Here is an 11,802-nt window from a genome sequence, read left to right as displayed (position 1 = left end):
CCCCGGAGCAGCTGCTCCGGGGCCCTCGTCGTCCGTACGAGGTGGACCGACCTCAGGCGTCGGGCTCCGCGGCGGCGCGCAGCCGCAGCACGGAGATCTGCTCGTGGATGCGCACGCGCAGGGTCACGGGCGCCTCCTCCTGGCAGCAGCGCCGCACGAGCTCCTTCATGACGACCTCGACCTGCTCCTCCTCGAGGCACGGCGTGCACTCGGCGAGGTGCGCGGCGACGCGGTCACGGTCCAGCGTGCCGAGCTCGGCGTCCACGTACTCCCACAGGCGCTCGACCGCCTCGGAGCAGCGCATGTCACCGCTCCCGCACGGGTCGACCGGCGTCGGCGCGCCGGCGCGCTCGTCCTCGAACGTGCTCATCGCCCGCCCTCCGGTCCCGTCGGCGCGGCACCGGCCAGGCCGCGCTCGCGCGCGTAGTCGGACAGCAGCTCGCGCAGCTGGCCGCGGCCGCGGTGCAGGCGGGACATCACCGTCCCGATCGGCGTCCCCATGATCTCCGCGATCTCCTTGTAGGCGAACCCCTCGACGTCCGCGAGGTACACCGCGATGCGGAAGTCCTCGGGGATGCGCTGCAGCGCGTCCTTCACGTCCGAGTCGGGCAGGTGGTCGAGGGCCTCCGCCTCGGCGGAGCGCAGGCCGCTCGACGTGTGCGACTCCGCGCGCGCGAGCTGCCAGTCCTCGATCTCCTCCGACCGCGACTGCTGCGGCTCGCGCTGCTTCTTGCGGTAGGAGTTGATGTACGTGTTGGTGAGGATCCGGTACAGCCAGGCCTTGAGGTTCGTGCCCGGGCGGTACTGGTGGAACGCGGCGAACGCCTTGGTGAACGTCTCCTGGACGAGGTCCTCGGCGTCGGCCGGGTTGCGCGTCATGCGCAGGGCAGCGCCGTACAGCTGGTCCAGGTGGACCAGCGCCTCGGCCTCGAACCGGTCCGCGCGGGCGGCGTCGCCCTCCGTCTCCGGCGCGCGGGTCGTCTCGGTGCCGATGTCGATGCCTGCCGTGTCCTCGCTCATCACCCACGAGCCTAGTGCCGCGGGCCGGGTGCCACCCGAGAGGGCGGCGAACGGGTGCCCGGGGCCGGGCGGGGGCGGACCGACGACGACGGGTGCCGTCGCGCGGGCCGGGAGGAGGACGCTCATGACGGGGTCAACGCGAGGCGCTCCCCCGGGCATTCCCGGCGCGCCGAGCCGCACCCGCAGGGCTAGCGTGAGGACGTCCGCCCACCCGTGCGTCCCGGAGGAACCCGTGCTGCTGCGCCGTGCCGCCCGTCCCATGCTCGCCACCTGGTTCGTCTCGCAGGGCCTCGACGCGCTGCGCCACCCGCAGGGTCACGCGCGGATCGTGCGCGACGCCCTCGACGGCCTGCGCTCCCGCGTGCCCGACCAGACGCGCGCCGGCGTCCCCGGGCCGCTCGGCGACGCGATCGAGGGCCGGGTCTCCGACGAGCAGCTGGCGACGGTCGCGCGCGCGCACGGCGCCGCGCTCGTCGTCGCCGCCGCGGCCCTCGCCGTCGGGCGCGCGCCGCGGACGGCCGGTCTCGTGCTCGCGGGGCTCACGCTGCCGGTCGTGGTCGTCAACCTGCCCCTCGGCCGCAAGCGGTCGGAGCAGGAGGAGCGCGAGCGGACCGAGCGGCTGATCCGGGCCGTGGGCTTCACGGGCGGCGCGCTGCTCGTGGGCGCCGACCTCGAGGGGCGCCCGGGCCTCGGCTGGCGCGTGCACCACGCCCGCGAGGACCGGGCGGCGGTGCGCGCGGCCCGCGCGAAGTGGGTCGCGAAGCACACCGACGCGTAGCCGGCAGCCGGCCGACGACGCGGACGCGCCCGACGCGTCCGGTGCACGCGCCGATAGCCTGGCCCTCATGACGACCCCTCCCGCGCTCGACCTCTGGGACGCGCCGGCCGCGACCGGCCCGCTCGACGCGACGGTGGAGGTGCCCGGCTCGAAGTCGCTGTCCGCGCGCTACCTCGTGCTCGCCGCGCTCGGTGGCACGCCCAGCCGGCTGCGGGGGGTCCTCGCGAGCCGCGACACGCAGCTCATGGCGGACGCGCTGCGGGCCCTCGGCGCACGGGTGGACCAGGACGGGTCCGACTGGACCGTCGCACCCGGCGCCGTCCGCGGCGGCGTCGAGGTCGACTGCGGGCTCGCGGGCACCGTCATGCGCTTCCTGCCGCCGCTCGCGGCCCTCGCCGACGGGCCCGTGCGGTTCGACGGCGACCCGTACGCGCGCGTCCGCCCCATGGGCCCGGTCCTCGCCGCCCTGCAGGACCTCGGCGTGCGCGTCGAGTGGCACGGCGAGCCCGGCTTCCTGCCCTTCACCGTCCACGGACGCGGCGGGCTCGAGGGCGGGGCCGTCGACGTCGACGCGTCCGGGTCGAGCCAGTTCGTCTCCGGCCTGCTGCTGTCCGGCGCGCGGTACGCGAACGGTCTGACGGTGCGGCACACGGGCGCGACGCTGCCGAGCGTCCCGCACATCGCGATGACCGTGGAGGTGCTGCGCGCCGCGGGCGTCGAGGTCGACGACACGACGCCCGGCACGTGGCGCGTCGCACCGGGCGCGGTCGCCGGGCGCGACGTCCGCGTCGAGCCGGACCTGTCCAACGCGGCCCCGTTCCTCTGCGCGGCGCTGGCCGCCGGCGGCACCGTCCGTGTCCCGGGCTGGCCCGCCGCCACGACGCAACCGGGCGCCCTCCTGCCCGGCATCCTCGAGCGGATGGGCGGCACGGCGTCCCTCGACGGCGACGTGCTCACCGTGACGGGCACCGGCACCGTGCACGGCGTCGACCTCGACCTGCACGCGGCGGGCGAGGTCGCCCCCACGATCGCCGCGCTCGCGACGCTCGCGGACTCCCCCACCCGCCTGCGCGGTATCGCGCACCTGCGCGGCCACGAGACGGACCGCCTGGCGGCCCTGGTCGCCGAGATCACGCGCCTCGGCGGGCAGGCCGAGGAGACGGCGGACGGCCTCGTCGTCACGCCGCGTCCCCTGACCGGGGGGACGTGGCGGTCGTACGCCGACCACCGCATGGCGACGGCGGGCGCGCTCGTGGGGCTCCGCGTGCCGGGCGTGCGCGTCGAGGACGTCGCGTCGACCTCGAAGACGCTGCCGGACTTCGTCGACCTGTGGTCCGGCATGCTGGCCGGGTCCCGCGCGGGGGCCTCCGCCTGATGCCGGAGCGGCGCTACGACGAGCGGGACGTCCGCATCCGTCCCGGTCGGGGGTCGCGCCCGCGCACCAAGCAGCGCCCGGCGCACGAGGACGCGCGCAGCGCGATGGTCGTCGCCGTCGACCGCGGCCGGTACACCGTCCTCGTCGAGCCCGGGACGCCGGACGAGACGCGCGTGCTCGCCATGAAGGCGCGCGAGCTCGGGCGGCAGCGCGTCGTGCCGGGCGACCGCGTGGACGTCGTCGGCGACACGTCGGGCGGCCGGGACACGCTCGCGCGCATCGTGCGGATCGGCGAGCGGCGCACGGTGCTGCGGCGCACGGCCGACGACACGGACCCCGTCGAGCGCGTCATCGTCGCGAACGCCGACCGGCTCGTCGTCGTCACCGCCCTGGCCGACCCCGAGCCGCGCACCCGCATGATCGACCGCTGCGTCGTCGCCGCGTACGACGCGGGCATGGACGTGCTGCTCGCGCTGACCAAGGCGGACCTCGCGTCGCCCGACGAGCTCGTCGCGATGTACGCGCCGATCGGCGTCGAGGTGGTCGTCACGAGCCGCGCCGAGGACCCCGTGACGGGCGAGCGCGTCCTCACCGGCCTGGACGAGGTGCGCGCGGCCCTCGACGGGCGCGTCTCGGTGCTCGTGGGGCACTCCGGCGTCGGCAAGTCGACGCTCGTCAACGCGCTCGTGCCCGACGCGCACCGGGCGGTCGGCGTGGTCAACGACGTGACGGGCCGGGGCCGGCACACGTCGACGTCGGCCGTCGCGCTCGCGCTGCCCGGCACGACGACGCCCACGTGGGTCGTCGACACCCCGGGCGTCCGCTCGTTCGGCCTCGCGCACGTCGAGCCGGACCGGCTGGTCCGCGCGTTCGGCGACCTCGCCGACGTGGCGCGCGAGTGCCCGCGCGGCTGCACGCACCTGGCCGGATCGCCGGACTGCGGCCTCGACGACTGGGTGGCCGACGCGCCCGACGACGCGACCCGCGACGCGCGCACCGCGCGCGTCGACTCCTTCCGCCGCCTCCTGGTGAGCCGGCTCGGCACCGCGGACCCCGAGGACCCGGTGCGCTGACGGCGTGCGCCGACCGGGTCCGCTGTCCCGGGGCGCGCGCACCGGTACGGTGACGCGCGACCACCGACGAAGGAGCACCCATGGCGACCGCGTACGACGACGACCTGCGCCTGGCCCACGTGATCGCGGACCAGGTGGACTCCGTGACCATGGCGCGGTTCAAGGCCCTGGACCTGCAGGTCGAGACGAAGCCGGACCTGACGCCCGTCTCGGACGCGGACCGCGCCGCCGAGGAGCTCGTCCGCACGAGCCTGTCCCGCATGCGCTCGCGCGACGCGGTGCACGGCGAGGAGATGGCCGACACGGGCCACGGGCCGCGACGCTGGGTGGTCGACCCGATCGACGGCACGAAGAACTTCGTCCGCGGCGTCCCCGTGTGGGCGACGCTGCTCGGGCTCATGGACGGCGACGAGGTCGTGCTGGGCGTGGTGAGCGCACCGGCGCTGGGCAAGCGGTGGTGGGCGGCCAAGGGCACGGGCGCGTGGACGGGGCGCTCCCTCGCGGCCGCGACGCGGCTCCACGTGTCGTCGGTGGCGCGGCTCGAGGACGCCTCGCTGTCGTACTCGAGCCTGTCCGGGTGGGAGGAGCGCGGGCGGCTGGAGCCGTTCCTCGACCTGACGCGCCGGGTGTGGCGCACGCGCGCCTACGGCGACTTCTGGTCGTACGTGCTGCTCGCCGAGGGCGCCGTCGACGTCGCGACCGAGCCCGAGCTGTCGCTGCACGACATGGCCGCGCTCGTCCCGATCGTCACCGAGGCCGGCGGCCGCTTCACGTCGCTCGACGGCACGCCCGGCCCGCTGGGCGGCGACGCGCTCGCGACGAACGGCCTGCTGCACGACGACGTGCTGGCGGCGCTGGCCCCCGACGCATGACGGCCGGCCTCAGAGGCCGAGCAGGTCCGGGAGCTCCGCCAGCGACGTGACGACGTGCACGCCGGCCGCGCGGGCGGCGGCGACGTCGGCGGCCGGGACGTCGACGCGGCGCGGGCCGGGCCGGTCGAGCCACACGCCGACGAGGCCGGCCGCCACGGCGGCGCGCGCGTCGACGTCGAGCTCGTCGCCGACGTAGGCGGTGCGCGACGGGTCCGTGCCGAGGCGGCGGCACGCCTCGACGAACACCCGCGGGTCCGGCTTGCCGACGCCGAGGGTGTCGACCCCGACGAGCACCTCGAGGTGCCCGTCGAGGCCCGCCCGTACGAGCTTGTCCGTCTGGTAGGCCGACGCCGCGTTCGTCAGGGCGCCGACGACGACCCCGGCGTCGAGCAGGGCCGTCAGCCCGGCGACCGCGTCCTCGTGCGCGGCCCAGCCGCCGCGGAACGCCGCGTCGAAGCGTGCGTCCCACGCGTCGTAGGCGGCGTCGTCGAGGACGGGCCCGCCGAAGGCGGCGTGCAGCTCGTTCGCACGCGCCCTGCGCTGGGTGCGGTGGTCGACCTCGCCACGGGTGTACGCGCGGTAGTGGCCGTTCACGTCGGCCCGCCAGGCGGCGAGCGCGGCGTCGACCGTCGCGTCGTCGACGTCCCCCGCGTAGGCGGTGAGCACGTCGGCGATCGCCGTGCGGAACGCCGCCCGGGTGTCGACGAGCGTGTCGTCGATGTCGAGCAGCACGCCGTCGACGAGCCGTCCGCCGGCGTCCGCGCCGGCCGCCCCCGTGGCCCCGGCGGACGTCACGCGTCGAGGCTCGCCCGCAGGCGGCCGAGGCGCGCGAGCGTCGCGTCCTTGCCCAGGATCTCCATCGACTCGAACAGCGGCGGGGACACGCGGCGTCCGGTGAGCGCGACGCGCAGCGGCGTGTACGCGAACCGCGGCTTGATGCCGAGCCCGCCCTCGTCGGCGGGCGCGACCAGCGCGGCCGCGAGCACGGTCTGCGTCGCCTCCGTCGTGAACCCGTCGGCGGGCACGTCGGCCAGCACGCGGGCCGCCGCGTCGAGCACGTCCGCCGCCTCGGGCCGCAGTGCGCCGCGTGCGTCCTCGGCGACCTCGAGGGCGTCGTCCGCGACGAAGAGGAAGCCGAGCATGCCGACCGCCTCGCCGAGCAGCGTCATGCGCTCCTGGACGAGGGGCGCGCCGGCGTCGAGGAGGGCACGGTGCGCGTCGGACAGCTCCGCGTACGTCGCGGCCGGCACGAGGCCCGCGGCGTGCAGGTACGGGACGAGCCGCCCGCGGAAGTCGTCGGGGGCGAGCAGGCGCACGTGCGCCGCGTTGATGGCCTCGGCCTTCTTCTGGTCGAAGCGCGCGGGGTTCGGGTTCACGTCGGCGACGTCGAACGCGGCCACCATCTCCTCGACCGTGAACACGTCGCGGTCGGGCGCGATGGACCAGCCGAGCAGCGCGAGGTAGTTGAGCAGGCCCTCGGGCGTGAAGCCGTTGGCGCGGTGCAGGAAGAGGTTCGACTCCGGGTCGCGCTTGGAGAGCTTCTTGTTGCCCTCGCCCATGACGTACGGCAGGTGCCCGAACTGCGGCACGACCTCGGCGACGCCGAGCTCGACGAGCGCCCGGTACAGCACGACCTGCCGCGGCGTCGACGACAGCAGGTCCTCGCCGCGCAGCACGTGCGTGATGCCCATGAGCGCGTCGTCGACCGGGTTGACCAGCGTGTACAGCGGGTGGCCGTTGCCGCGGACGACGACGTAGTCGGGCACGGACCCGGCCTTGAACGTGATGTCGCCGCGCACGAGGTCGGTGAACGTCACGTCCTCGTCGGGCATGCGCATGCGGATGACGGCCTCGCGCCCCTCGGCGCGGTAGGCGGCCTTCTGCTCGTCGCTGAGGTCGCGGTCGAACCCGTCGTACCCGAGCTTCGGGTCGCGGCCCGCGGCACGGTGCCGGGCCTCGACCTCCTCGGGCGTCGAGAAGGACTCGTACGCGTACCCGCCCTCGACGAGGCGCGCGACGACGTCGCGGTACAGGTCGTAGCGCTGGGACTGGCGGTACGGCTCGTGCGGGCCGCCGACCTCGACGCCCTCGTCCCAGTCCAGCCCGAGCCAGCGCAGCGCGTCGAGCAGCTGCTCGTAGCTCTCCTGGGAGTCGCGCGCCGGGTCGGTGTCCTCGATGCGGAACACGAACGTGCCGCCGACGTGCCGCGCGTACGCCCAGTTGAACAGCGCGGTGCGGATGAGCCCGACGTGCGGGGTGCCGGTCGGCGAGGGGCAGAAGCGGACGCGGACGGCACTGCTGGGCACGGGTCACCTCGGGGTGGTGCGGGCGGGGTCGTCTCAGCCTAGCGAGGCGGCGGACCGCACCCCGTCGCGCACGCCCGGCGCCCAGACGTCGCCCGGCACGTCCCCGGGCAGGAGCGGGTTGCCGTGGCCGACGAAGCGCGCGTCCGTGCCCGCGGCACGCGCCGCCCGGTAGTCCGCCAGCGCGCCCAGCGCCCACCGCGACAGCAGCACGATCGCCACCAGGTTCACCGTCGCCATCAGCCCCATCGCGACGTCGGCGAGCGTCCACACCGTCCGCAGGGCCAGCAGCGCGCCCGCGCCGACCGCCGTGAGGACGAGGGTGCGCAGCGCCGTCAGCGCGCGCCCGCGCACGCCCAGGAACGTGAGGTTGACCTCGGCGTACGAGTAGTTGCCGAGCACGGACGAGAACGCGAACGTGAAGACGACGACGCTCATGAGCGGCGTGGTCCACGTGCCGAGCTCGTGCGCGACGGCGGCCGACGTCAGCGAGGCGCCGGCGCTGTCGCCGGTCACCCCCGGCCGGTAGACGTCCGGCCCGGCGAGCAGCACCAGCATCGCAGTGGCCGAGCAGACGAGGATCGTGTCGACGAACACGCCGAGCGACTGGATGAGCCCCTGCTTGACCGGGTGCGAGACGGTCGCGGTCGCCGCCGTGTTGGGTGCCGAGCCCATGCCCGCCTCGTTGGAGAACAGCCCGCGCTTGGTGCCGTTGAGCACCGCCGCGAGGACGCCGCCCGCCGTGCCGGCCAGCGCCTCGTCGAGCCCGAACGCGCCGCGCAGGATCTGGCCGAACGCGTCGGGCACGGCCTCGACGTTGAGCAGCATGACGACGAGCGCCAGCAGCAGGTAGGCGCCTGCCATGAACGGCAGGCCGATCTCCGCGACGCGCGCGACGCGACGCACGCCGCCGAACAGCACCGGCGCGGCGAGCACGACCAGCCCCACGGCCGTCCACGCGACCGGCACGCCGTGGCCCGCCTCGAGCGTGTCGGCGATCGTGTTCGCCTGCACCATGTTGAACGCGAACCCGAACGTGAGGACGAGCAGGAGCGCGAACACGACGCCCCAGCGCCGCGAGCCCAGCCCGCGCTGGATGTAGTACGCGGGGCCGCCGCGGTACGACCCGTCGTCCGCCCGGACCTTGAACACCTGCGCGAGCGTCGCCTCGACGAACGCGGTCGCCATGCCGACGAGCGCGACGACCCACATCCAGAAGATCGCGCCCGGCCCGCCGAGCGTCAGCGCGACCGCGACGCCGGCGATGTTGCCCGTGCCGACGCGCGAGGCGAGGCCGACCGCGAACGCCTGGAACGAGGAGATGCCGCCCTCGGCGTCGCTGCGCGACGACACGACCTGCCGCAGCATCGCGCCGAAGAGCCGCACCTGGACGAACCCGGTGCGGACCGTGAACCACACGCCCACGCCGACCAGCACGTAGACGAGCCAGTACGAGTACAGCGCGTTCGAGAGCCAGTCGATGACCGTCTGCACGTCCGTCCCCCTCCGCAGCCGATCCGGCGAGCGTAGGAGCGCGCGGAGCCCCGCGCGCGACGGGGAGCCGTCAGCGGCGCACGACGGGGTTGCGCAGCACGCCGATGTCCTCGACCTCGACCTCGACGACGTCGCGGTGGTCGATGCGGCCGACGCCCGCCGGCGTGCCGGTGAGGATGACGTCGCCGGGCAGCAGCGTGAACACCTCGGACACGTAGGACACGAGGTACGCGGTGTCGAAGATCATCTGGGACGTGCTGCCGTCCTGCCGCGTCTCGCCGTTGACCCGCGCGGACACCCGCAGGTCGTCGACGTCGAGGCCCGGGACGACCCACGGGCCCAGCGGGCACGACGTGTCGAAGCCCTTGCCGCGCGTCCACTGCGCGTCCGAGCGCTGCACGTCGCGTGCGGTCACGTCGTTCGCGACCGTGAAGCCGAAGACGTGGTCGAGCGCGCGCTCGGGCGTGACGTCCTTGGTCACCTTGCCGATGACGACGGCGAGCTCGGCCTCGTGCTCGACGTGCTCCGTCCAGTCCGGCAGGACGATCGGGTCGTCGGGGCCGACGACCGACGTGTTGGGCTTGAGGAACAGCAGCGGCGCCGTCGGGACCTCGTTGCCCAGCTCGGCGGCGTGCGCGGCGTAGTTGCGGCCGACGCCGACGATCTTCGACCGCGGGATGACGGGCGCCAGCAGGCGCACGCCGTCCTGGTCCAGGCGGACCCGCTCCCCCGTCGGCTGCACGGGGGTGTAGATGGGGTCGCCGGTGATGACGACGAGCTCCTCCTGGCCGGGGTCGCCCTCGACCAGGGCGTAGCGGGGGTCGGAGCCGGTGGTGAACCTCGCGATGCGCACGGGCCCAGCCTAGGCGGGCTGCGCTCGACGAGCCGTGCGCGCCGCCCGGCACCACGATGGAGGGCGATGACCGACGCCACCCGCCCCGCCCCGCACGACCGCGCGACGCCCCCGCCCCTGCCGCCCGGCTGGACCGCCCGCGCGGCCGGCCCCGCCGACGCGCCGGCGCTGCACGCGCTGCTGACCGCGCACGAGGAGGCCGTCACCGGCACGCCGTCGAGCCACCGGTCGGCCGTGGAGGCGGCGCTGTCCCCCGCGGCGGCGCCCGCGCAGCGCCACGTCCTCGCCCTCGACGAGCACGGCCGGGTCCGCGCGTGGGCGTCGGCGCAGGACCGCGCCGCCGGCCGCGTCCTCGCGCAGGTCGTCGTCGACCCCGCGCTCGACGCGGACACGGCCGACGCCGTCGCCGCCACCGCGTTCACGTGGGTGGACGACGCCGCGCGCGCGATCGCGGCGGAGCGCGGCCTGGCCGCGACGCAGGCCGACACCGGCGCCCTCCCGGCCGACGAGCAGCGGCAGCGGTGGCTCGCCGCGGCCGGCTACCGGCACACCCGGTCCTGGCTGCAGATGACGCGGCCGACGCGCCCCGAGGACGTCGACGCCGACTCGCCGCCGCCCGCGCGGGTGCGCGTGCGGCGCGTCCGTCGGGCCGAGGACGGCATGCCCGACGGCGCGGACCTCATGGCCGTGCACGTCGTGCTCGAGGAGTCCTTCACCGACCACTTCAACTACCACCCGGAGCGGTTCGAGGAGCTCGTCGCGCGCCTGCGGGCCGACCCCGGCCACCGGTGGGACCACTGGTGGCTCGCCGAGTCGGTCGACCCCGGCCAGCCGTCCCGCCCGGTCGGTGCCCTCGTCGCCGCCGTGTCCCCCGGGCGCGACGGCGGACCCGACGGCACGTACGTCGCCTACCTCGGGGTGCTGCGCAGCGCCCGTGGCCGCGGCGCCGCCCGCGCGCTGCTGGCCGCCGCGGTGGCCGACGCGGCGCGGCGCGGTCGCGGGCACGTCGCGCTCGAGGTCGACGCGGACTCGCCGACGGGCGCGGACCGGCTCTACGAGTCGCTCGGGTTCCGCACGGCCGCCGTGACGCAGTCGTGGCACCGGGACGTGCGGGTCGACGACGGGTCGTAGCGTCGGCGCCGGGCCGGCGGCCGGTCCCGGGGCGGCGCGGCGTCAGGCGCGCGCGACGACCTCGCCGTGCAGGATCGAGAACCAGCCGTCCTCCTGGGCGCCCCACGCGTGCCACGCGTCCGCGAGCTGCTCCAGGCCGACCTCGTCGGCGAGGCCGTGCTCGATGGCCTGCGCCGCGAAGTGCGAGCGGACGCAGCGGTCGGCCCACAGGTCGGCCCACCAGACGCGGTCGGTGGGGGTGGCGTAGCACCACGCGCTCGCCGTCGGGTGGATGTCGGACGGGTCGAAGCCCGCGGCGCGGACCCACGACAGCAGCTTGCGGCCGGCGTCGGCGTCCGCCCGGTTCGCCTCGGTGACCTCCTGGTAGAGCGTCAGCCAGTCGTCGAGGCCGTCGGACTGCGGGTACCACGCCATGCCGTCGTAGTCGGCGTCGCGCACGGCGACGACGCCGCCCGGCTTGGCCACCCGGCGCATCTCGCGCAGCGCGGCGACGGGGTCGGACAGGTGCTGGAGCACCTGGTGGGCGTGCACGACGTCGAACGTGTCGTCCGGGAACTCGAGCGCGTAGGCGTCACCGACCTCGAACCGCACGTTCGGCGTCCCCGCGTCGGCGGCCGCCTTCGCCGCGGCCTCGATGACGGCGGACGACGTGTCGACGCCGACGACCTCCCCCGGGGCGACGCGGCCCGCGAGGTCGATCGTCACCGTGCCCGGGCCGCAGCCCACGTCGAGCAGGGACTGGCCGGCACGCAGGTGCGGCAGCAGGTACCCCGCGGAGTTCTCCGCGGTGCGCCAGCGGTGCGAGCGCAGGACGCTCTCGTGGTGGCCGTGGGTGTAGACGTCGGATCGCGAGGTCACAGGGCACTGTAGAGCCGCACAAGCGTCCAGTTCATCACCCGGTAC

At 75.7% G+C, this 11,802-nt stretch carries 12 protein-coding genes; 5 read left to right on the top strand and 7 right to left on the bottom strand.

All coding sequences use genetic code 11. The annotated features are described in order from the left end of the window. Positions 1–52: 52 nt before the first annotated feature. Complete coding sequence (rsrA, locus tag ACFUMH_RS09460; RefSeq protein WP_378203870.1) at positions 53–370, bottom strand: mycothiol system anti-sigma-R factor; 318 nt, start codon at positions 368–370, stop codon at positions 53–55. After that, complete coding sequence (locus tag ACFUMH_RS09455; protein ID WP_378203867.1) at positions 367–1,146, bottom strand: sigma-70 family RNA polymerase sigma factor; 780 nt, start codon at positions 1,144–1,146, stop codon at positions 367–369. Before ACFUMH_RS09455 ends, rsrA begins: the two co-directional genes overlap by 4 nt. 106 nt (positions 1,147–1,252) lie before the next feature. Here ACFUMH_RS09455 and ACFUMH_RS09450 point away from each other — a divergent pair, with 106 nt between their 5' ends. The 4 genes from ACFUMH_RS09450 (at position 1,253) to hisN (ending at position 5,118) form a co-directional block, all read left to right on the top strand. After that, positions 1,253–1,798 (top strand): DoxX family protein, encoded by a 546-nt coding sequence (locus ACFUMH_RS09450; RefSeq protein ID WP_378203864.1) that lies wholly within the window; start codon positions 1,253–1,255, stop codon positions 1,796–1,798. A gap of 67 nt (positions 1,799–1,865) precedes the next feature. Further along, on the top strand, positions 1,866–3,173 hold the full coding sequence (gene aroA / locus ACFUMH_RS09445; protein ID WP_378203861.1) for a 3-phosphoshikimate 1-carboxyvinyltransferase: 1,308 nt from the start codon (positions 1,866–1,868) through the stop codon (positions 3,171–3,173). Continuing rightward, positions 3,173–4,246 (top strand): ribosome small subunit-dependent GTPase A, encoded by a 1,074-nt coding sequence (gene rsgA / locus ACFUMH_RS09440; RefSeq protein WP_378203859.1) that lies wholly within the window; start codon positions 3,173–3,175, stop codon positions 4,244–4,246. Before aroA ends, rsgA begins: the two co-directional genes overlap by 1 nt. Positions 4,247–4,326: 80 nt before the next feature. Next, complete coding sequence (hisN, locus tag ACFUMH_RS09435) at positions 4,327–5,118, top strand: histidinol-phosphatase (RefSeq protein ID WP_378203856.1); 792 nt, start codon at positions 4,327–4,329, stop codon at positions 5,116–5,118. Positions 5,119–5,127: 9 nt separating this feature from the next. Here hisN and ACFUMH_RS09430 read toward each other — a convergent pair whose 3' ends face one another. The 4 genes from ACFUMH_RS09430 to ACFUMH_RS09415 all read right to left on the bottom strand — a co-directional run bounded on the left by ACFUMH_RS09430 (position 5,128) and on the right by ACFUMH_RS09415 (position 9,768). Beyond that, entirely contained in the window at positions 5,128–5,913 is a 786-nt protein-coding gene (locus ACFUMH_RS09430; protein ID WP_378203853.1) for an HAD family hydrolase, read from the bottom strand. After that, the gene (gene gltX / locus ACFUMH_RS09425; protein ID WP_378203850.1) at positions 5,910–7,424 is read right to left on the bottom strand and encodes a glutamate--tRNA ligase; all 1,515 of its coding nucleotides are present in this window, start codon (positions 7,422–7,424) and stop codon (positions 5,910–5,912) included. Before gltX ends, ACFUMH_RS09430 begins: the two co-directional genes overlap by 4 nt. 33 nt (positions 7,425–7,457) lie before the next feature. Continuing rightward, positions 7,458–8,915, bottom strand: a complete 1,458-nt coding sequence (locus tag ACFUMH_RS09420; RefSeq protein WP_378203847.1) for an alanine/glycine:cation symporter family protein — start codon at positions 8,913–8,915, stop codon at positions 7,458–7,460. Positions 8,916–8,985: 70 nt separating this feature from the next. Further along, a complete protein-coding gene (locus tag ACFUMH_RS09415) occupies positions 8,986–9,768 on the bottom strand; it encodes a fumarylacetoacetate hydrolase family protein (RefSeq protein ID WP_378203843.1) in 783 nt (260 codons plus the stop codon). A 66-nt stretch (positions 9,769–9,834) separates the two neighbouring features. Here ACFUMH_RS09415 and ACFUMH_RS09410 point away from each other — a divergent pair, with 66 nt between their 5' ends. After that, entirely contained in the window at positions 9,835–10,899 is a 1,065-nt protein-coding gene (locus tag ACFUMH_RS09410) for a GNAT family N-acetyltransferase (protein ID WP_378203840.1), read from the top strand. A gap of 42 nt (positions 10,900–10,941) precedes the next feature. Here the strand turns inward: ACFUMH_RS09410 and ACFUMH_RS09405 are convergent, their stop codons facing one another. Beyond that, positions 10,942–11,757 (bottom strand): methyltransferase domain-containing protein, encoded by an 816-nt coding sequence (locus ACFUMH_RS09405; RefSeq protein ID WP_378203838.1) that lies wholly within the window; start codon positions 11,755–11,757, stop codon positions 10,942–10,944. Positions 11,758–11,802: the final 45 nt, after the last annotated feature.

The sequence above is a fragment of the Cellulomonas sp. NPDC057328 genome (assembly GCF_042667215.1).
GTDB lineage: Bacteria > Actinomycetota > Actinomycetes > Actinomycetales > Cellulomonadaceae > Cellulomonas.
Note: the sequence above shows the minus strand (reverse complement) of the source record. Positions and strands in the feature narration are given on the sequence as shown.